This is a genomic window from Pseudomonas sp. D3, from assembly GCF_029320995.1.
Classification (GTDB): domain Bacteria; phylum Pseudomonadota; class Gammaproteobacteria; order Pseudomonadales; family Pseudomonadaceae; genus Aquipseudomonas; species Aquipseudomonas paraveronii.
Map to the genome: position 1 here is coordinate 5,616,108 of NZ_CP119772.1, position 21,212 is coordinate 5,637,319.

The 21,212-nt window shown below is 60.6% G+C and carries 14 protein-coding genes; 12 read left to right on the plus strand and 2 right to left on the minus strand.

The genetic code is table 11. The features are described from left to right. Positions 1–23: 23 nt before the first annotated feature. The 12 genes from P3S72_RS25985 (at position 24) to P3S72_RS26040 (ending at position 17,985) form a co-directional block, all read left to right on the plus strand. Positions 24–200 carry a hypothetical protein gene (locus P3S72_RS25985; protein WP_003176118.1) on the plus strand — a complete coding sequence of 59 codons (177 nt, stop codon included), beginning with the start codon at positions 24–26 and terminating at the stop codon, positions 198–200. After that, positions 184–3,138: a sensor histidine kinase gene (locus tag P3S72_RS25990; RefSeq protein ID WP_276194916.1), complete on the plus strand. Its 2,955-nt coding sequence runs from the start codon at positions 184–186 to the stop codon at positions 3,136–3,138. The genes P3S72_RS25985 and P3S72_RS25990 overlap by 17 nt, the downstream gene beginning before the upstream one ends. Positions 3,139–3,160: 22 nt before the next feature. After that, positions 3,161–4,600 carry a sigma-54 dependent transcriptional regulator gene (locus P3S72_RS25995; RefSeq protein WP_276194917.1) on the plus strand — a complete coding sequence of 480 codons (1,440 nt, stop codon included), beginning with the start codon at positions 3,161–3,163 and terminating at the stop codon, positions 4,598–4,600. A 697-nt stretch (positions 4,601–5,297) separates the two neighbouring features. Beyond that, positions 5,298–6,707, plus strand: a complete 1,410-nt coding sequence (locus P3S72_RS26000) for a polynucleotide adenylyltransferase PcnB (protein WP_276194918.1) — start codon at positions 5,298–5,300, stop codon at positions 6,705–6,707. A 2-nt stretch (positions 6,708–6,709) separates the two neighbouring features. Further along, positions 6,710–7,195 (plus strand): 2-amino-4-hydroxy-6-hydroxymethyldihydropteridine diphosphokinase, encoded by a 486-nt coding sequence (gene folK / locus P3S72_RS26005; RefSeq protein ID WP_276194919.1) that lies wholly within the window; start codon positions 6,710–6,712, stop codon positions 7,193–7,195. Between the two features lie 251 nt (positions 7,196–7,446). Further along, positions 7,447–8,247 carry a 3-methyl-2-oxobutanoate hydroxymethyltransferase gene (gene panB, locus P3S72_RS26010; RefSeq protein WP_276194920.1) on the plus strand — a complete coding sequence of 267 codons (801 nt, stop codon included), beginning with the start codon at positions 7,447–7,449 and terminating at the stop codon, positions 8,245–8,247. Next, positions 8,244–9,095 carry a pantoate--beta-alanine ligase gene (panC, locus tag P3S72_RS26015; protein WP_276194921.1) on the plus strand — a complete coding sequence of 284 codons (852 nt, stop codon included), beginning with the start codon at positions 8,244–8,246 and terminating at the stop codon, positions 9,093–9,095. Before panB ends, panC begins: the two co-directional genes overlap by 4 nt. Positions 9,096–9,295: 200 nt before the next feature. Further along, positions 9,296–10,960, plus strand: a complete 1,665-nt coding sequence (gene pgi, locus P3S72_RS26020; RefSeq protein WP_276194922.1) for a glucose-6-phosphate isomerase — start codon at positions 9,296–9,298, stop codon at positions 10,958–10,960. Between the two features lie 105 nt (positions 10,961–11,065). Continuing rightward, positions 11,066–13,003, plus strand: coding sequence for an acetate--CoA ligase (gene acs, locus P3S72_RS26025; RefSeq protein WP_276194923.1), 1,938 nt, complete (start codon positions 11,066–11,068; stop codon positions 13,001–13,003). A gap of 16 nt (positions 13,004–13,019) precedes the next feature. Further along, complete coding sequence (locus P3S72_RS26030; protein WP_276194924.1) at positions 13,020–13,889, plus strand: oxygenase MpaB family protein; 870 nt, start codon at positions 13,020–13,022, stop codon at positions 13,887–13,889. 57 nt (positions 13,890–13,946) lie between these two features. Continuing rightward, positions 13,947–14,963 (plus strand): class I SAM-dependent methyltransferase, encoded by a 1,017-nt coding sequence (locus P3S72_RS26035; RefSeq protein ID WP_276194925.1) that lies wholly within the window; start codon positions 13,947–13,949, stop codon positions 14,961–14,963. Between the two features lie 88 nt (positions 14,964–15,051). Then, the gene (locus P3S72_RS26040; RefSeq protein ID WP_276194926.1) at positions 15,052–17,985 is read left to right on the plus strand and encodes a DUF748 domain-containing protein; all 2,934 of its coding nucleotides are present in this window, start codon (positions 15,052–15,054) and stop codon (positions 17,983–17,985) included. Positions 17,986–18,159: 174 nt separating this feature from the next. On the opposite strand, the gene P3S72_RS26045 is transcribed toward P3S72_RS26040, so the two are convergent. Continuing rightward, positions 18,160–18,762, minus strand: a complete 603-nt coding sequence (locus tag P3S72_RS26045; RefSeq protein WP_247395697.1) for a BON domain-containing protein — start codon at positions 18,760–18,762, stop codon at positions 18,160–18,162. Positions 18,763–19,056: 294 nt separating this feature from the next. Beyond that, complete coding sequence (pnp, locus tag P3S72_RS26050) at positions 19,057–21,162, minus strand: polyribonucleotide nucleotidyltransferase (RefSeq protein ID WP_247395696.1); 2,106 nt, start codon at positions 21,160–21,162, stop codon at positions 19,057–19,059. Between the last annotated feature and the right edge of the window lie 50 nt (positions 21,163–21,212).

The following is a 21,212-nucleotide window of genomic DNA, read 5'->3' on the forward strand; positions in this document are numbered from 1 at the left end:
CAATTATTCGATCAGAGGCCAACATGTACATCTATCGCTTGGTCCTGCTGCTGGTCGTCGGGATCTACCTGTTTTCCCCCGCCATCATGGATTGGTGGATCGACGCCACAGGCGCCTGGTATCGCCCCTATCTGCTGTGGCTGATCCTGATCGTCGTGACTTTCATCCTGCAGAGCCAAAAAGATGCCGATGAGCTTTAGCCTCACCCAGATGCTGCTGATCAGCGCCGCCTACCTGGCCGCGTTGTTCGGCGTCGCCTGGATCAGTGAGCGCGGAATGATTCCGCGGGCGATCATTCGCCATCCGTTGACCTACACCTTGTCCTTGGGCGTGTACGCCAGCGCCTGGGCGTTTTATGGCACGGTGGGTCTGGCCTATCAGTACGGGTATGGCTTTCTGTCCAGTTACCTCGGGGTGTCCGGGGCCTTTTTGCTGGCGCCAGTGCTGCTGTACCCGATCCTGAAGATCACCCGGACCTATCAGCTGTCGTCCCTGGCCGACCTGTTCGCCTTTCGCTTTCGCAGCACCTGGGCCGGCGCGTTGACCACGATTTTCATGCTGATCGGTGTGCTGCCCTTGCTGGCCCTGCAGATCCAGGCGGTGGCCGACTCCATCAGCATCCTGACCCGTGAGCCGGTGCAATATCGCGTCGCCCTGGCCTTCTGCGCGCTGATCAGCCTGTTCACGATTTTCTTCGGTTCGCGCCACATCGCCACCCGCGAGAAACACGAAGGCCTGGTCTTTGCGATTGCTTTCGAGTCGGTGATCAAGCTGATCGCTATCGGTGGCGTCGGGCTCTATGCGCTCTACGGCGTGTTCGACGGCCCGCAACAGCTGGAGTTGTGGCTGCTGCAAAACCAGACCGCCCTCGCCGCGCTGCACACCCCGCTGCAGGAAGGCCCGTGGCGCACGCTGCTGCTGGTGTTCTTCGCCTCGGCCATCGTGATGCCGCACATGTACCACATGACGTTCACCGAGAACCTCAACCCGCGCTCGCTGGTCAGCGCCAGTTGGGGCTTGCCGCTGTTCCTGCTGTTGATGAGCCTGGCGGTGCCGCTGATCCTCTGGGCCGGCCTCAAGTTGGGCGCCACCACCAACCCCGAATACTTCACCCTCGGTGTCGGCATTGCCGCCAACAGCAAGGCCCTGGCGCTGCTGGCCTATGTTGGCGGTTTGTCAGCGGCCAGCGGTTTGATCATCGTCACGACGCTGGCCCTCTCGGGCATGGCGCTCAATCACCTGGTGCTGCCGCTGTACCAGCCGCCGGCCGAAGGTAATATCTACCGCTGGCTGAAATGGACCCGCCGCGCGCTGATCGTCGCGATCATCATGGCCGGCTACGGTTTCTACCTGCTGCTGGGCGCCGGGCAAGACCTGGCCAACCTGGGGATCGTCGCGTTTGTCGCCACCTTGCAGTTCCTGCCGGGGGTGTTGTCGGTGCTGTACTGGCCGACGGCCAATCGGCGTGGTTTTATCGCCGGGCTGCTCGCGGGGATTCTGGTGTGGATGATCACCATGCTGCTGCCGCTGGTCGGCAATCTGCAGGGTTTCTACATCCCGCTGCTGAACATGATCTACGTGCTCGACGACACCAGTTGGCACATGGCGGCGATTGCCTCGTTGGCCGCCAACGTGCTGATGTTCACCCTGATCTCGCTGTTCACCAACGCCAGCCCGGAAGAAACCAGCGCCGCCGAAGCCTGCGCGGTGGACAACGTGCGCCGTCCGCAACGCCGCGAGCTGCATGCCGCCTCGCCCCAGGAGTTCGCCACGCAACTGGCCAAACCCCTGGGCGCCAAGGCCGCGCAAAAGGAAGTCGAACAGGCGTTGCGCGATCTCTATCTGCCGTTCGACGAGCGCAGGCCCTACGCGCTGCGCCGCCTGCGCGACCGAATCGAAGCCAACCTGTCCGGGCTGATGGGCCCCAGCGTGTCACAGGACATGGTGGAAACGTTCCTGCCTTACAAGGCGAGCGGTGAAAACTACGTCACTGAGGACATCCATTTCATCGAAAGCCGGCTGGAGGATTACCACTCACGCCTCACCGGCCTCGCCGCCGAACTCGATGCCTTGCGCCGTTACCATCGCCAGACCCTGCAGGAACTGCCGATGGGGGTCTGTTCCCTGGCCAAGGACCAAGAGATTCTGATGTGGAACAAAGCCATGGAGGAACTCACCGGGATCGCCGCGCAACGGGTCGTGGGCTCGCGCCTCAATACCCTGGGCGACCCGTGGAAGGAACTGCTGCAAGGCTTTATCAACCTGCCCGACGAACACTTGCACAAGCAGCACCTGGCCCTCGATGGCCAGACCCGCTGGCTCAACCTGCACAAGGCGGCGATCGACGAGCCCCTGGCCCCCGGTAACAGCGGCCTGGTGTTGCTGGTGGAAGACCTGACTGAAACCCAGATGCTCGAAGACAAGCTGGTGCATTCCGAACGCCTGGCGAGTATCGGTCGCCTGGCGGCCGGCGTGGCCCATGAAATCGGCAACCCGATCACCGGTATTGCCTGCCTCGCGCAGAACCTGCGCGAAGAGCGCGAGGAAGACGGCGAAATCACCGAGATCAGTGGGCAGATCCTCGAACAGACCAAGCGCGTGTCGCGCATCGTGCAGTCGCTGATGAGCTTCGCCCACGCCGGCGCCCATCAGAACCACGACGAAGCGGTGTGCCTGGCCGAAGTCGCACAGGATGCCATTGGGCTGCTGGCCTTGAACCGGCGCAATTTCGAAGTACAGTTCTTCAATCTGTGCGATCCGGACCACTGGGTCGACGGAGACTCCCAGCGCTTGGCGCAGGTGCTGATCAACCTGTTGTCGAACGCCCGTGACGCCTCCCCGGCCGGCAGTGCGGTACGCGTCAAGAGCGAGGCATTCGAGCACACGGTCGACTTGATCGTGGAGGACGAAGGCAGCGGCATTCCACAGAACATCAAGGACCGCTTGTTCGAACCCTTCTTCACCACCAAGGACCCCGGTGAAGGCACCGGTCTGGGCCTTGCACTGGTCTATTCCATCGTTGAAGAGCATTATGGACAAATCACCATCGACAGCCCGGCTGACACAGAAAGCCAACGCGGCACCCGTATTCGGGTGACCTTGCCGCGTCATGTCGAAGCGACGTCCGCTGTGAACTGAGACCGTCGAGAGAATTGAATCAATGCCGCACATTTTGATCGTCGAAGACGAAACCATTATCCGCTCTGCCTTGCGTCGCCTGCTTGAACGTAATCAGTACCAGGTCAGCGAAGCCGGCTCGGTGCAGGAAGCCCAAGAGCGATTCAGCATTCCCACGTTCGACCTGATTGTCAGCGACCTGCGCCTGCCGGGCGCGCCGGGCACCGAGTTGATCAAGCTCGGCCAGGGCACCCCGGTGCTGATCATGACCAGCTACGCCAGCCTGCGCTCGGCAGTGGACTCGATGAAGATGGGCGCGGTGGACTACATCGCCAAGCCGTTCGACCACGATGAGATGCTCCAGGCCGTGGCCCGCATCCTGCGCGACCGCCAGTCGGCCAGCAGCGCTCCCACCGAACAGCGCACCGCCGGCAAGGCTGCCAACGGCGCCGACAAGCCGGGCATCGACAACAGCAATGGCGAGATCGGCATCATCGGTTCCTGCCCACCGATGCAGGACCTGTACAGCAAGATCCGCAAAGTCGCGCCGACGGACTCGAATGTGCTGATCCAAGGCGAATCGGGGACCGGTAAGGAACTGGTGGCCCGCGCCCTGCACAACCTGTCCAAGCGCGCCAAGGCACCGATGATCTCGGTGAACTGCGCGGCAATTCCTGAATCCCTGATCGAATCCGAATTGTTCGGCCACGAGAAAGGCGCGTTTACCGGTGCCAGCGCCGGGCGCGCGGGCCTGGTGGAAGCGGCGGACGGCGGCACGCTGTTCCTCGACGAAATCGGCGAGTTGCCCCTGGAAGCCCAGGCGCGTCTGCTGCGCGTGCTGCAGGAAGGGGAAATCCGCCGGGTGGGTTCGGTGCAATCGCAGAAGGTTGATGTGCGCCTGATCGCGGCCACTCACCGTGATTTGAAGAGCCTGGCCAAGATTGGCCAGTTCCGCGAAGACTTGTACTACCGCCTGCATGTCATCGCGCTCAAGCTACCGGCCCTGCGTGAACGGGGCGCCGACGTCAACGAGATCGCCAACGCGTTCCTGTTGCGCCAGAGCGCACGCATCAACCGTACCGACCTGCGGTTCGCGGCGGACGCCGAGCAGGCGATTCGGCACTACTCGTGGCCGGGTAACGTGCGGGAGTTGGAGAATGCGGTCGAGCGTGCGGTGATTCTGTCGGAGAGCCCGGAAATTTCCGCCGAAATGCTGGGTATCGATATAGAACTCAGCGACCTGGACGACGACGATTTCCTCGGCCTGGCCCCGCAACAGGGCGCCGCCGGGAATACCAGCCATGAACCGACGGAAGATTTGTCACTGGAAGACTACTTCCAGCATTTCGTCCTGGAGCACCAGGACCACATGACCGAGACCGAACTGGCGCGCAAGCTGGGCGTGAGCCGCAAGTGCCTGTGGGAACGGCGCCAGCGCTTGGGCATTCCACGACGCAAGACCGGAGTGGCCAGCGAGAGTTGAGGGTGCGCCCCCACAGGTAACACCCGCCGATGTGAAAAAACTGTTACCGCGGATATTTCGCGTAACAAAAGCCGGGGCTTACGGTAACGAAGCCCCGGCTTTTTTTTCGCCGCCAAACAGCCAAAAACCCCTCAACCCCCCGTTTTTGCTGGTCGGCACAAAAGTTGGCACGCACCCTGCTATATGCTTAGTACAAAAACAATAACAAGCTTTGTACAAGACAATAAAAATAAGACGAATCGACTCACGCACAATAAAAACAACACGGCGGAGGCGCAGCTAACTGATTCTTTTGGAGAGGCGTTGCATTTGGGGCTTGCCCCGCAACCAGGCCGAGAACAACAAAAACTGCCCTAAGGCAGAGCCTGAACTGGTTGGATCGTAGATCAGCAACACAGCAACCAAAGCAATCCGTTTGCTCTTGACTCCCGATTGGGAGTGCCATGAAGGTCACACTTCATGGCGAGGGCGATCAACAAAAACAAGAAGCCCGAAACCAATAATAAAAATAGAGCACGCAACTACTTCTGGGGGAGCTTCGGCTCCCCTTGTAGTTTCCGGTATTTAACGTTTTGAGGCTTATGGCGCAAGGCCTGCAGCTTGTTCCTACACCATCCCCCGACTAAATGCTAGAATCCCGGCCCATCATGCGGTCATTCTTTGTTATGGCCGAACATTCCTTCAAACAGTGCATCCCATGCTGAAGAAGTTGTTCCAGTCATTCCGTTCCCCCTTGCGTCGAACGCAACACAAACGCAGCACGCCTGAAGTGCTCAACAGCAGCCAACATTCGCTGCAACGCGCTCAGTTCAGCCGTTATGCAGTGAACATCGTCGAACGCTTGCAGAACGCCGGCTACCAGGCTTATCTGGTGGGCGGGTGTGTACGCGACATGTTGCTTAATATCACGCCCAAGGACTTCGACGTCGCCACCAGCGCCACGCCCGAGCAAGTGCGTGCCGAGTTTCGCAATGCGCGAATCATCGGCCGCCGCTTCAAGCTGGTGCATATTCACTTTGGCCGCGAAATCATCGAGGTCGCGACCTTCCGCGCCGGTCATCCGCAAAACGATGAGGAAGAGGACACCAATCAGTCTTCCCGCAACGAAAGCGGACGCATCCTGCGCGACAACGTCTACGGCACCTTGGAAGAAGACGCGCAGCGCCGCGACTTCACCATCAACGCCCTGTATTACGACCCGGTCAGTGAGCGCATCCTCGATTACGCCAACGGCGTACACGACATTCGCAACAACCTGATCCGCCTGATCGGAGACCCGGCGCAGCGCTACCAGGAAGACCCGGTACGCATGCTGAGGGCGGTGCGTTTCGCTGCGAAGCTGAACTTCGGTATCGAGCGACACACCGCTGCGCCGATTCGCGAACTGGCGCCGATGCTGCGGGAAATCCCCTCGGCGCGCCTGTTCGAAGAAGTGCTCAAGCTGTTTCTCTCGGGCTACGCCGCCGACACCTTCGAAATGCTCGTCGACCTGCAGTTGTTCGATCCATTGTTCCCGGCGAGTGCCGAAGCACTGGAATACAACCCGACGTATACCCACACCCTGATCAGCGAAGCGTTGATCAACACCGACCTGCGCATCAAGCAGAACAAACCGGTCACCCCGGCGTTCCTGTTTGCCGCCTTGTTGTGGCCGGCCTTGCCGAAACGCGTACTGCGCCTTCAGGATCGCGGCATGCCGCCGATCCCGGCCATGCAGGAAGCCGCTCACGAGCTGATCGCCGAGCAGTGCCAGCGCATCGCCATTCCGAAACGCTTCACCATACCGATCCGCGAGATCTGGGACATGCAGGAACGCCTGCCGCGTCGCAGCGGCAAGCGCGCCGACCTGTTGCTGGACAACCCGCGCTTCCGCGCCGGCTACGACTTCCTGCTGCTGCGTGAAAGCGCCGGCGAGCAGACCGACGGCCTGGGCGAATGGTGGACCGACTACCAGGACGCCAATGACAGCGAGCGCCGCGAGATGATTCGTGAGCTCGGCAGCAAAGGCGATGGCGTCGGCGAAGGCGTTGGCCCGAAAAAACGTCGTCGCAGCGGCAGCAAACGCAAGCGCAGCGCCGGCGATGCCTCGGGCGCCGCAGGCGAATAAACGTGGAACGCATCTACATCGGCATGGGCAGCAACCTGGCGGCCCCGGAGCAACAATTGCGCAGCGCTATCGAAGCGTTGGCGCAATTGCCGGACACTACCGTCGCGGGGGTGTCGGCCTTCTATCAAAGCGACTCGCTGCTCCCCGGCCAACCGCGCTACACCAATGCGGTTGCGGCCCTGGACAGCAGCCTGGCGCCGCTGGAACTGCTCGATGCGCTGCAAGCCATCGAGAACGACCAAGGCCGCGAACGCCTTGAGCGTTGGGGCCCACGCACGCTCGACCTGGATATCCTGCTGTACGGCGACCGCCTGATCGACGAACCCCGCCTGCAAGTGCCGCACTACCAGATGCACCTGCGCGCCTTCGTGCTGTACCCGCTGGCCGAACTGGCGCCAGCCACCCTGCAATTGCCCGATGGCCAGCGCCTCAGCGACCTGCTGGCAGCCTGCCCGTTTGTCGGCCTGGAACGCATCGCTACTGCCTGACTCGCTGCCTGCCCCACCCTGCTGAATCGCATCAGTTACAGCGGTAACACCACCGCCGTAACAATGCGGTAACACATGCAATTGACTTCCCGTGCCCTCCTCACGACTATAGGCGTCCCGCTGCCGCCAACCGGCGCTAAAGGGCGCAATCCAGGCCTTATAAGCACTGCTATCAAGAAAGTGCGCCTGTATAAACGAAGACTCACGCGCGTTACTCGCTGTTTCCAAGCGCCTGAACGAGGACCCTTTTCATGCCAGACGTTACCCTGACCACCTTGCAGAGTCTCAAGCTCAAAGGTGAAAAAATCACCATGCTGACCTGCTATGACGCCACCTTCGCCCACGCCTGCTGCCAAGCCGGTGTCGAGGTGCTACTGGTGGGCGACTCCCTGGGCATGGTTCTTCAAGGGAATGACAGCACCCTGCCCGTCACCACGGATGAACTCGCCTACCATACCGCTAGCGTCAAGCGCGGTAACGACGGCGCGTTTATCATCGCCGACCTGCCATTCATGGGTTACGCCACCCTCGAACAAACCTTCCAGAACGCCGGCAAACTGATGCAGGCCGGGGCGCACATGGTCAAGCTGGAAGGCGCCGTCTGGCTCGCCGAGTCGATCCGCCTGCTGGCTGAACGTGGCGTGCCGGTGTGTGCGCACATGGGCCTGACGCCGCAGTCCGTGAATCTCCTCGGCGGCTATAAGGTCCAAGGCCGCAATGAAGCCCAGGCGCGCCAGATGCGTGCCGATGCCATCGCCCTGGAACAAGCCGGCGCGGCGATGATCGTGCTCGAATGCGTGCCCAGCGAACTGGCCGCAGAAATCACCCATGCGGTTAAAGTGCCCGTAATCGGCATTGGGGCCGGGTCGGCCACCGACGGCCAGGTCCTGGTGTTGCACGACATGCTCGGCCTGTCGATGACCGGCCGCGTGCCGAAGTTCGTGAAGAACTTCATGACCGGCCAAGACAGCATCCACGCCGCGTTGAGCGCATACGTTGCCGAAGTCAAAGGCGTGACCTTCCCTGGCGCCGAACACGGATTCTCTGCATGAACACCGTAAAAACCGTCCGCGAACTGCGGGCTGCCGTCGCCCATGCCCGCAACGCCGGCAAACGCATAGGCTTTGTGCCCACCATGGGCAACCTGCACAGCGGCCACGCGACCCTGGTGGCCAAGGCTGCCCAGCAGGCGGACTTCGTGGTGGCGAGCATCTTCGTCAACCCGCTGCAGTTTGGCGTCGGCGAAGACCTGGACACCTACCCGCGCACCCTCGCCGCCGACCAGGAAAAGCTCCTGCAAGCTGGCTGCAACCTATTGTTCGCGCCGACCGTCGAGGAAATATACCCCGGCGGCATGGCCGGCCAGACCCGCGTCAGCGTGCCGCAATTGTCCGAAGGCCTGTGCGGCGCCAGCCGTCCCGGGCACTTTGAAGGCGTGGCCACGGTGGTCAATAAGCTGTTCAACATGGTCCAGCCGGACATGGCCGTGTTTGGCCAGAAGGACTACCAGCAACTGGCCGTGATTCGCGCCATGGTCCATGACCTGAACATGCCGATCCAGATCATCGGTGAACCGACCGTCCGCGCCGATGACGGCCTCGCGCTGTCATCGCGTAACGGTTACCTCACCGCTGAGCAGCGGGCGATCGCGCCGTTGCTGTACCGCAGCCTGAGTCAGATGACCGCCGCCATCAAACACGGTGACCGCGACTTCGCCAAACTGCGTGCCGAACAGGTCCAGCAGATCGAGGCCGCCGGGATGCGCCTCGATTACCTTGAAGTGCGCCAAGGCGTCCACCTGCGTCCAGCCACGGCCGAGGATCGCGACGTGGTAATCCTGGTCGCGGCCTACCTGGGGGCGACACGCCTCATCGATAACCTGCACCTGAACCTCGACTGACCCCAGCCTGATGCGCCGGTATAAAAAAGTACCGGCCACAGCGCAGACAAAGCCAAGACATATCGACACGCTAGGTTTAATGTATTCGCCCAGCGCTATGGTTAGCGCTGTCTGGAACCCATTGTTTGATGAAACACTGGATGTTTCGGGCTTTGAAGTGTCCTAAAGGCAGTCCCCGTAATAAAAGGAAACCCGCAGCGATGGCGTACTACCGCACCCCTCATGACGTTACCGCTCTGCCGGCCTGGCAAGCGCTCAATCAACATCGCCAAGCCATGCAGGATTTCAGCATGCGCGACGCGTTCAATGCCAATCCTCAGCGTTTTTCCCAATTCACCTTGAGCAGCTGCGGGCTCTTCCTCGATTACTCGAAAAACCTGATCACCAGCGAAACCCGCGACCTGCTCGTGGGCCTGGCCAAGGAAGTCGACCTTAAAGCCGCGATCGACGCGCTGTATGCCGGCGAACCGGTGAACTCCTCCGAGGGGCGCCCTGCCCTGCACACCGCCCTGCGCCGCCCGGTGGGCGACAAGTTGTCGGTCAACGGCGTGAACATCATGCCGGACGTACACAAGGTGCTGAACCAGATCACCGACCTCGTGGGCCGCATCCACGACGGCCTGTGGCGTGGCTACAGCGAGAAGCCGATCACCGACGTGGTGAACATCGGCATCGGTGGCTCGTTCCTCGGCCCGGAGCTGGTCTCCGAAGCGCTGCTGTCCTACGCCCACAAAGGCGTGCGCTGCCACTACCTGGCGAATATCGACGGCAGTGAGTTCCACGAACTGACCATGAAACTGCGCGCCGAGACCACGCTATTCATCGTCTCGTCGAAATCCTTCAACACCCTCGAAACCCTGAAAAACGCCCAGGCCGCCCGCGCCTGGTACCTGGCCCAGGGTGGCTCGGAAGCCGAGCTGTATCGCCACTTCATCGCCGTATCGAGCAACAACGCGGCCGCCGTGGCCTTCGGTATTCGCGAAGAAAACATCTTCCCGATGTGGGACTGGGTCGGCGGCCGTTACTCGCTGTGGTCGGCTATCGGTTTGCCAATCGCCCTGGCCATCGGCATGTCGAACTTCAAGGAGCTGCTGTCCGGGGCCTACACCATGGACCAGCATTTCCAGAACACGCCGTTCGAACAGAACATGCCGGTGCTGCTTGGCCTGCTGGGTGTGTGGTACGGCAACTTCTGGGGCGCGCAGAGCCATGCGATCCTGCCCTACGACCACTACCTGCGTAACATCACCAAACACTTGCAACAGCTGGACATGGAATCCAACGGCAAGAGCGTGCGCCAGGACGGTACGCCAGTGTCCACCGATACCGGTCCGGTGATCTGGGGCGGCGTGGGCTGCAACGGTCAGCACGCGTACCACCAGTTGCTGCACCAGGGCACCCAACTGATCCCGGCTGACTTTATCGTGCCGATCGTCAGCTTCAACCCGGTGTCCGACCACCATCAGTGGCTGTACGCCAATTGCCTGTCCCAGAGCCAGGCACTGATGCTCGGCAAGACCCGCAGCGAAGCCGAAGCCGAACTGCGCGACAAGGGCCTGCCGGAAGCCGAAGTGCAAAAGCTGGCCCCGCACAAGGTGATCCCGGGCAACCGTCCGAGCAACACCCTGGTGGTCGAGCGCATCAGCCCGCGGCGCCTGGGCGCACTGGTCGCCATGTATGAGCACAAAGTGTTCGTGCAAAGCGTGATCTGGGGCATCAACGCCTTCGACCAATGGGGCGTGGAGCTGGGCAAGGAGCTGGGCAAAGGCGTTTACAACCGCCTGACCGGCGCCGAAGAAACCCCGGCCGACGATGCGTCGACCCAGGGCCTGATCAACTACTTCCGCGGTCGTCACCGCGGCTGACGTCGGTCACACAGGGCCGACGTCCATTTGGACGTCGGCCTTGAACCCTCCCCCTACTGGGTGCATCTTGATGACTTGTCGCAAAAACAAGAATAAGGATCGCTCATGTTCGATATCAGCACGTTTCCCATCGCCGATGCCGTTCGCCGGGCTGCGCAACTGAGTCAAGAGGACTACCAGCGCCTCTATCGCCAATCCATCGAACAGCCGGACACGTTTTGGGCTGAACAGGCCAAGCGCTTTCTCGATTGGATAACCCCCTGGCACACCGTCAATACCTCGGACATCAAGACCGGCGCCACCCAATGGTTTGCCGGCGGCCAATTGAACGTCAGCTACAACTGCATCGACCGTCACCTGGCGCAACGCGCCGATCAGCCAGCCTTCATCTGGGAGGGCGATGATCCGACCACGTCTTCCACCATCACCTACCGCCAACTGCACCAAAACGTCAGCCGCCTGGCCAATGTGCTGAAAAGCCGTGGCGTGAAAAAGGGCGACCGGGTGTGTATCTACATGCCGATGATTCCTCAAGCGGCCTACGCCATGCTCGCCTGTACGCGGATTGGGGCAGTGCATTCAGTGGTGTTTGGTGGTTTCTCACCCGACGCCCTGCGCGACCGCATTCTCGACGCCGACTGCCGCACGGTGATCACCGCCGATGAAGGCGTGCGCGGCGGCAAGCCGGTGGCGTTGAAACAAAATGTCGACAAGGCCCTGGCCAGTTGCCCGAACGTCAGCACCGTACTGGTGGTGGCGCGTACCGGGGCGGCCGTGAACTGGAGCGACGGCCGCGACCTCAACTATCAACAGGCCGTGGATGCCGCCAGCGACGACTGCCCGCCCGAGCCGATGGACGCCGAAGACCCGCTGTTTATCCTCTACACCTCCGGCAGCACCGGCAAACCCAAGGGCGTGCTGCACACCACCGGCGGCTACCTGCTGCAAGCCGCGATGACCTTCAAATACGTGCTCGACTACCGCGATGGCGAAGTGTTCTGGTGTACCGCCGATGTGGGCTGGGTCACCGGCCATAGCTACATCGTGTACGGCCCGCTGGCTAACGGCGCCACGTCGCTGATATTCGAAGGCCTGCCCGTCTACCCGAGCAGCTCGCGCTTCTGGCAGGTCATCGACAAGCACCAAGTCAATATCTTCTACACCGCGCCCACGGCCCTGCGCGCGTTGATGCGCGAGGGTCACGCCCCGCTGGAAAACACCTCACGTGCCAGCCTGCGCCTGCTGGGCAGCGTCGGCGAGCCGATCAACCCGGAAGCCTGGGACTGGTACTTCAACGCCGTCGGCGAACAACGCTGCCCGATTGTCGATACCTGGTGGCAGACCGAAACCGGCGGCATCATGCTCAGCCCGCTGGTCAGTGCCCAGCGCATCAAGCCCGGCTGCGCGACCCAACCGATGTTCGGCGTACTGCCGGTGCTGCTCGATGAACACGGCAAGGAAATCAACGGCCCCGGCAGCGGCGTGCTGGCGATCAAATCCAGCTGGCCGGGGCAGATCCGCAGTGTCTATGACGACCCGCAACGCATGATCGATACGTACTTCAAACCCTACCCCGGTTATTACTTTACCGGCGATGGCGCGCGGCGCGATGAAGACGGCGATTACTGGATCACCGGGCGCATTGACGATGTGATCAACGTCTCCGGCCACCGTATTGGCACCGCCGAGGTGGAAAGTGCCCTGGTGTTACATGACTGGGTGGCCGAAGCTGCGGTGGTGGGGTATCCCCATGACATCAAAGGCCAGGCCATCTATGCGTTCGTCACGCCGATGAATGGCGTGGAACCCAGCGATACGCTGAAAAAACACCTGCTCGAACTGGTCAGCAAGGAAATCGGCAGCTTTGCCAAACCGGAACTGATCCAATGGGCCCCGGCCTTGCCGAAAACCCGCTCGGGTAAGATCATGCGACGCATTTTGCGCAAGATCGCCTGCAACGAGTTGGACAGCCTCGGGGATACCTCCACCCTGGCCGACCCCAGCGTGGTCGCCGGCCTGATCAATAAACGCCTGAACCGATAGGAACCCGCGCGTCGCCATGGAATTTATCCGCAGCCGTATCGAAACCCAGTTGATGAGCCTCACCGGCTTGTCGCTGGGCCAGTTGGACCTGGAAAACCCCAAGGGCGACCCCGGCCTGTTCGGCCCGGACTCGGTCAGTTGGCAAGTGCATGGCGACTTCAGCAGCATGCTCATCGGCGGCATCAGCGCCTTGATGCTGCAAGCCTTGCACCCCTTGGCGCTGGCCGGCGTGTGGGACCATTCGAATTTTCGCCAGGACCTGCTCGGGCGCCTGCGCCGCACTTCGCAGTTCATCTCCGGCACCACCTTCGGCTCGCGCAAAGACGCCGAATGGCTGATCGAAAAAGTGCGCACCGTTCACCTCCAGGTCGTCGGGCATGCGCCGGACGGCCGCCCCTACGCGGCCAGCGACCCGGAGCTGCTGACCTGGGTGCATGTGGCGGAGGTCAGCAGCTTCCTCGCCGCTCACCTGCGTTATCGCAACCCACAGCTGTCGGGGCGCGACCAGGATCGTTACTACGACGAAATCGCGCTGGTCGCCGAACGCCTGGGCGCACGGAATGTGCCACGCTCACGCGAGGAAATTGCGGATTATCTGGCGTGTATTCGTCCGCAATTGTTGTGCGACGAGCGCAGCCGCGAAGTGCTGCGCCTGCTGCTCGATGCGCCGGCTCCCAGCACGCTGGCAAAACCCTTTGGCGCCCTGATGATGCAGGCCGGGATCGACCTGCTGCCGGACTGGGCGGGCGCGATGCTGGGGCAACACCCAAGCCTGTTGCAACGCCAGTTGGTGCGTGCCGGGGTCAAGCGCAGCGCACCGTTGCTGCGTTGGGCGATGCGCAATGGCTCGGTGCAGCGCGCACATCGGCGGATGGGGTTGATGTAGGCGGCGCTGCATAGCTGCTAAACTCCGCGCCCACATTTACCCAGCAAGGCGCGCTCCATGTCTCCCCTGAACCAGGCGCTGCGCGCCGCCCTCGATCATCGCCAAGACCTGATCAGCGAGCTGCATGCCCACGGCACCGACTGCTACCGGCTGTTCCATGGTAGCCAGGAAGGTGCAGGTGGCCTGACCATCGACCGCTATGGCCCGCAATTGCTGGTGCAGAGCTTCCACCAGGCGCTGGAAACCACCGACCTGCTGGAGCTGCATCAACTGATCAACCAGTACATGGGCCTGGAATTGCTGCTGGTGTACAACGATCGTTCCCGTGGCAACTCGCGGATCGACCGCGAAGACACGGTCTACCGCGCCACACCCGAGGCGCTGCAGGATCTGGTCGGCCACGAATGGGGCCTCAATTACCGCGTGCGTGGCCGCCATGCCGGGCAAGACCCGTTGCTGTTCCTCGACCTGCGCAACACTCGCGGCTGGGTCAAGGCACACAGTGCCGGCAAAAGCGTGCTGAACCTGTTTGCCTACACCTGTGGCGTGGGCCTGAGCGCTGCCGCCGGCGGTGCCCGTGAAGTGTGCAACCTGGATTTTGCCGAAGGCAACCTGGCGGTCGGGCGCGAAAACGGCTTGCTCAACCCGCAGCTGGTAAGCATGACGTTCGTGCAGTCCGATTATTTCCCGGCGATTCGCCAACTGGCCGGCCTGCCGATCACCCAGCGGCGCGGGCAGAAACTGCCGAGCTATCCCCGCCTGGAACCGCGTCAATATGACCTGGTGCTACTTGACCCGCCGGCTTGGGCCAAGAGCGCCTTTGGCACCGTCGACCTGTTACGCGACTATCAAAGCCTGCTCAAGCCGGCGCTGCTGGCAACCGCCGATGACGGCGTGCTGATCTGCTGCAATAACCTGGCAAAAGTGAGCATGGACGACTGGCGTGAGCAGGTTCTACGTTGCGCTGAGAAAGCCGGGCGTCCGGTACGCGACTGGCAAGTCATGCCACCTGGCGCCGACTTTCCGTCGCAAGACCAGCAACCACCGCTGAAGACTCTGATCCTGCAGTTATAGGAATTTTCTGAAAGGAGCTGGCTCTTCGGAACCGAAAACCCGTGCCATACTCCAAGGCACTCCTGTTCAACATAGATGGCGCCGCCCCATGCCCAAAGGATTGATCCGCGCCACTGGCGCCTTGTTGACTGTTGTTGCCCTGTACAGCTTGCTGGGCTTTTTGATTTTGCCCGGCATTGCCCTTCGCATAGCCAACCAACAGTTGGCCAACTACGCTACGGTGCCGGCGCGCATCGAGCGTATCGAGCTCAACCCGTTCAGTCTGGAACTGACGCTGTGGGGCCTTAAAATCGGCGAACCCGGCAAGGAACAAGTGGGTTTCGAGCGGCTGTACGCCAACCTGCAGCTCGACAGCCTGTGGACCCGCGCCCTGCACCTGGCCGATGTGCAACTCGACAAACCCAAGACCGAGTTGCTGTTCGACAAGTCCGGCCAGTTGAACCTGGCGCAGTTGTTCAAACTGCCGCCCAGCGAAGCGACCCCGACAGACCCCAACGCCAAGCCGTTCCCGCTGCGTATCGAGCGGATCAAGCTGGCGGGCGGCTATGTGCATTTCCAGGATCTGCGCCCCAGCGAGCCGATCGAGTTCCTCTACGACAAACTCGACTTCGAGCTGAAGAACCTCAGCACCCTGCCGGAAGACAATGCCAACATGACCCTGGTCGCCGCCGGCCCGGAAGGTGGGCAGATCGACTGGAAAGGTAACGTCAGCCTGGTGCCGATCACCTCCAAAGGCACCCTGAAAATCACCGACGGCAAGATGAAAGCCTGGTGGCCCTATGTGCGTGACGCACTGCCGTTGGTGCTCGAAAACGGTGTGCTCAACTTCAGCACGGACTACACGTTCAGCCTGGCCAAAGAGACCGAGCTGAACCTGACCAACACCGCCGCCAGCATCGCGCCATTCGCCATCAAGGCGCCGGATGGCCGGCCGCTGGTGCGCCTGGAGCGCCTGGACGTCAGCGAAACCACGATCGACCTGGCCAAGCAGCAGGTGGTGGTCGGCAAGATCCGCAGCAACAAGCTGGAAACCTGGGCCGCCCGCGAGGCCGATGGGCAACTGGACTGGCAGAAACTGTTCGCCAGCCAGCCGAGCAAGCCGGCCAAGGCGCCGGAACCGGCCAGCGCACCAGCGGCTGCCGACTCGCCAAAACCCGCTGTCGCAGCGCCCAGCAAACCGTGGCAAGTCCTGCTCAAGGATGTGCAACTGCGTAACTATCAGGTCCACCTGGCCGACCGCCAGGCCAAACCCGCCGTTGCTCTGGAACTGGGCCCGCTGAACGTCGATGTGCAGAACTTCGACAGCCTCAACGGCAACCCCTTTACCCTCAAGGTCGACACCGGCCTGGGCAAGCAAGGCAAGATCCAGGCAACCGGCGAGGTCAACCTCAGCCCGGTCAGCGCCAAGCTGAAAGTGAACACCCAGGATATCGACCTGCGGGTCGCGCAATCCTATATCAGCCCGTTCATACGCCTGGAGCTGCGTAGCGGCATGCTCGGCAGCAACCTCGACGTGAACCTGAAAAGCACCGATCCTCTGGCCCTGCAGATCACCGGCCGGGCGCAGGTCGATCAGTTGCACACCCTCGACACACTCAAGACCCGCGACTTCCTAAAATGGCAGCGCCTGGTGTTGGAAGGCGTGAACTATCAGCATGGCAACAGCCTGTCGATCGACAAGGTCAACCTGCTGCAGCCCTACGTGCGCTTCATGATCAACGATGATCGCACCACCAACGTCGACGACCTACTGATCCCACAGCCCGCCAACAGCGGCGCCAAGCCGGCGGCCAAGGCGGCTGCCAGTAACGAAAAACCTCTGGGCATTCATATCGGGCAGATTGCGATCAACGACGGTTCGGCGAACTTCGCCGACTTCAGCCTCACGCCCAACTTCGCCACCGCGATTCAACAGCTCAACGGGCAGATCGGCACCATTGACAGCCGCCAAGCCAAACCGGCCAGTGTCGACATCAAGGGTAAAGTGGATCGCTATGCACCGGTCACCATCAAAGGCAGCGTGAACCCGTTCGATCCGATGGCGGCGCTGGATATCGCCACCAGCTTCAAACGTGTCGAACTGACAACCCTGACGCCCTACTCGGGTAAATTCGCCGGTTTCCGTATTCGCAAGGGCCGCCTTAACCTCGACCTGCATTATGTGATCATCAAAGGCCAGTTGAAGGCCGAGAACAAAGTGGTGGTCGAGCAACTGCAACTGGGTGAGAAGGTCGACAGTGCCGATGCGGTAGACCTGCCGATTCGCCTCGCGATCGCTCTGCTCAAGGACTCTGACGGCAAGATCTCGATTGAGCTGCCCGTCAGCGGCGACTTGAATAACCCGCAATTCAGCGTGATGCCGATCGTGTGGCAGACATTGCGCAACCTGGTGGTGCGCGCAGCAACGGCGCCCTTCAAGTTTATCGGTGGGCTGGTGACCGGCGGCGGTTCGGAAGACCTCGGCAATGTCTCGTTCGCAGCAGGCTCCAGCGAACTGAACAAAGACGCCGAGGGCGCCCTGAACACCCTGGCCAACGCCCTCAAGGAGCGCCCGACCCTGCGCCTGGAAATCGAAGGCACCGCGGCTGCCGACAGTGACGGCAAGTTCCTGGCAGAGCAGCGCCTGGAGCGTGAATACCAGTACAACTACTACAAGATGCTGCAGCGCCGTGGGGACAAGGTTCCGGCCCAGGCTTCCTTGCTGCAAGTACCGGAAAAGGAAAAAGCCCCGTTGCTCGAGGGTATCTACCGCACCCGCCTGAAGCAACAACCACCGGCGGAATGGAAAAACCTGAGCGACGATGAGCGCACGGCCAAACTGAAGGACGGCGTGATCACGTTCTGGAGTGGCAGCGACGTGCTGCTGCGCCAGCTCGGTCAGGACCGCGCGAGCACCATCAAGGACTACCTCGTGGACAAAGGGCAGTTGGAAGATGATCGGGTGTACTTCATCGATGCCAAACTTGGCCAGGCCGAGAAGGATGGCCGGGTGATAACGCCGATGCATCTGGACGCTGAGTAACCCCCCAATCGTCATACACCGACGAAATGCAGAATAGAACAGGCCCCGACACATGTGCCGGGGCCTGTAATGACCACATCCTTATGGTCGGTCGCATGAACCCGTGAGGTGCATTGAGTGGATATCTAACTCACTCGTTGCCGCCGACGCCTAGTTCAGACGATGGGTTGGGCGTTACTCTGCTTTCAGGCCATCGGCCGATACAGCTTTCACGCCTTTGATTTTCTTGGTGATGTTCACCGCAGTAGTTTTCTGCGCTTCAGTCACTGCGACGGAAGAAGACAGGGAAACTACACCCTTGTTGGTTTCGACTTTGATGTCGGTACCAGGAATACCTTTCTCGGTGACCAAGTCAGCCTTCACTTTGGTGGTGATCCAAGTGTCCGAAGTGGCTTCCTTGGATTTGTCGATGTTGTCAGCTTTTACCGCACCGCCAGCCAGCAAGCCGTCAGCGGACACCGCAGTGACACCCTTGATACGCTTGGTGATGGCTACGGCGGTGGCTTTCTGCGAGTCGGAGATGGCAACGGTCGAAGACAGGGAAACCACACCTTTGTTGGTCTCAACCTTGATGTCCGAACCTGGGATGCCCTTTTCGGTCAGCAGGTCAGCTTTGACTTTGGTGGTGATCCAAGTGTCCGAGGTGGACTCTTTGGCTTTGGTCATTTCGCCAGCAGCCAGTGTCATAGGCGCCTGGGAGGTTTGAGCGAAGGCAACGTTGGCCATGGCCAGGGTCAAAGCGGTAGCAGTTGCGGTAGCGAGAGCGAACTTCTTCATACGAGTAACTCCTGTTTTATTAAAAGTCTGCAGTGTGTGTACCTTGATGCTGCAGCGTTAACAGGAATATTGCAGGCACTGTGCCAAGTCGAATCATAAAAATAAAACCTTTAAAAACAACACGTTAAGAATTTAGCCGGTTTTCGCATTCGTGCAATTTGCATGAAGCGGATCGTGCCTGCATGCAAGTTGCGGTTTTTGGATGTGATTAAGCGCCTGATTTTTCGGCATTTTCCTGCGCGCATAAAAAAAGGACTCCGAAGAGTCCTTTTTCAGCGTGAAGCCTGCGGGTATTTAAACGCCCGAAGCCTTGGCTGCTGCCACGTCTTTGATGGACAGCTTGATGCGGCCGCGGTTGTCCACGTCCAGTACCAGCACTTCCACTTCCTGGCCTTCTTTTAGAATGTCGGTCACTTTCTCAACACGAGCGTCGCTCAGCATGGAGATGTGAACCAGACCGTCTTTGCCTGGCAGGATGTTGACGAATGCGCCGAAATCGACGATGCGCTCAACTTTACCGACGTAGATCTTGCCAATCTCGGCTTCGGCAGTGATGCCCAGAACGCGCTGACGCGCAGCTTCTGCAGCTTCCTTGGTTTCGCCGAAGATCTTGATCGAGCCGTCGTCTTCGATGTCGATCGAAGCCTTGGTTTCTTCACAGATCGCACGAATAGTCGCGCCGCCTTTACCGATAACATCACGGATTTTGTCGGTGTCGATTTTCATCGCGATCATGGTCGGAGCATTTTCCGACAGCTCGGTACGGGACTGACCAATGATCTGGTTCATCTGACCGAGGATGTTCAGGCGCGCTTCCAGGGCTTGGCCCAGAGCGATTTCCATGATCTCTTCGGTGATGCCCTTGATCTTGATGTCCATCTGCAGCGCGGTCACACCTTTGGCGGTACCGGCTACCTTGAAGTCCATGTCGCCCAGGTGATCTTCGTCGCCCAGGATGTCGGTCAGGATGGCGAACTTCTCGCCTTCTTTAACCAGGCCCATGGCGATACCGGCAACCGGTGCCTTCATTGGCACACCGGCGTCCATCAGTGCCAGGGAAGCACCGCAGACCGAAGCCATGGAGCTGGAACCGTTGGACTCGGTGATTTCCGACACAACACGGATGGTGTACGGGAACACGTCTGCGGCAGGCAGCATGGCCGCAATCGAACGACGGGCCAGACGGCCATGACCGATTTCACGACGACCAGCACCACCCATGCGACCACACTCGCCCACCGAGAACGGAGGGAAGTTGTAGTGCAGCATGAACGGGTCTTTTTTCTCGCCTTCCAGGGTGTCCAGCAGTTGTGCGTCACGGGCAGTACCCAGCGTCGCGACTACCAGAGCCTGGGTTTCACCACGGGTGAACAGCGCCGAACCGTGAGTCTTCGGCAGAACGCCGACTTCGATGTTCAGCGGACGCACGGTGCGAGTGTCGCGACCGTCGATACGTGGCTTGCCGTTCACGATGTTTTCGCGAACGGTGCGGTATTCGATTTCACCGAAAGCCGCTTTGACGTCGCTGGAAGAAGGCTGGCCTTCTTCACCGGACAGCTTGGCCACAACCTGATCCTTCAACTCGCCCAGGCGAGCGTAACGGTCGGCCTTGACGGTGATGGTGTAGGCCTGGGAGATCGCTTCGCCGAATTCGGAGCGGATAGCGCCCAGCAGTTCAGTCGCTTCGGCTTGTGGAGCCCACGCCCAAGTTGGCTTGGCAGCTTCGGCAGCGAGTTCTTTAACAGCGTTGATCACAACCTGGAACTCGTCGTGAGCAAACAGTACAGCGCCCAGCATCTGGTCTTCGGTCAGCTCTTTGGCTTCCGATTCAACCATCAATACGGCTTCCGAGGTACCGGCAACGACCATGTCCAGGCTCGAGGCTTTTTGCTGCTCGTAAGTCGGGTTCAGCAGGTAGCCGGTGCTTTCGTGGAAAGCAACGCGCGCGGCGCCGATCGGGCCATCGAAAGGAATACCAGAGATGGCCAGGGCAGCCGAGGTACCGATCATCGCAGCGATGTCCGGATCGGTCTTTTTGCTGGTGGAAACGACGGTGCAGACAACCTGCACTTCGTTCATGAAGCCTTCTGGGAACAGCGGACGGATCGGACGGTCGATCAGTCGGGAAGTCAGGGTTTCTTTCTCGGAAGGACGGCCTTCGCGCTTGAAGAAACCGCCAGGGATCTTACCGGCAGCGTAAGTCTTTTCCTGGTAGTGAACGGACAGAGGGAAGAAGCCCTTGCTTGGGTCCGCGTGCTTGGCGCCAACAACGGTCACCAGTACGGTAACGTCGTCGTCAACGGTAACCAGCACTGCGCCGGAGGCTTGACGGGCGATACGGCCTGTCTCGAGGGTAACGGTCGACTGACCGAACTGAAATTTTTTGATAACCGGGTTCACGGTGTCCTACCTTCTTTGTGGCTCTTGGGGAACTTGTCTTCTTGCGAAAT

Bases quoted from the DNA above. Each gene is read 5' to 3' on its own strand.
- P3S72_RS25995 (WP_276194917.1), top strand. From the start codon at position 3,161: ATGCCGCACATTTTGATCGTCGAAGACGAAACCATTATCCGCTCTGCC.
- pgi (WP_276194922.1), top strand. From the start codon at position 9,296: ATGGCGTACTACCGCACCCCTCATGACGTTACCGCTCTGCCGGCCTGG.
- acs (WP_276194923.1), top strand. From the start codon at position 11,066: ATGTTCGATATCAGCACGTTTCCCATCGCCGATGCCGTTCGCCGGGCT.
- P3S72_RS26035 (WP_276194925.1), top strand. From the start codon at position 13,947: ATGTCTCCCCTGAACCAGGCGCTGCGCGCCGCCCTCGATCATCGCCAA.
- P3S72_RS26030 (WP_276194924.1), top strand. From the start codon at position 13,020: ATGGAATTTATCCGCAGCCGTATCGAAACCCAGTTGATGAGCCTCACC.
- panB (WP_276194920.1), top strand. From the start codon at position 7,447: ATGCCAGACGTTACCCTGACCACCTTGCAGAGTCTCAAGCTCAAAGGT.
- P3S72_RS26040 (WP_276194926.1), top strand. From the start codon at position 15,052: ATGCCCAAAGGATTGATCCGCGCCACTGGCGCCTTGTTGACTGTTGTT.
- P3S72_RS26045 (WP_247395697.1), bottom strand. From the start codon at position 18,762: ATGAAGAAGTTCGCTCTCGCTACCGCAACTGCTACCGCTTTGACCCTG.
- P3S72_RS26000 (WP_276194918.1), top strand. From the start codon at position 5,298: ATGCTGAAGAAGTTGTTCCAGTCATTCCGTTCCCCCTTGCGTCGAACG.
- P3S72_RS25985 (WP_003176118.1), top strand. From the start codon at position 24: ATGTACATCTATCGCTTGGTCCTGCTGCTGGTCGTCGGGATCTACCTG.
- P3S72_RS25990 (WP_276194916.1), top strand. From the start codon at position 184: ATGCCGATGAGCTTTAGCCTCACCCAGATGCTGCTGATCAGCGCCGCC.
- panC (WP_276194921.1), top strand. From the start codon at position 8,244: ATGAACACCGTAAAAACCGTCCGCGAACTGCGGGCTGCCGTCGCCCAT.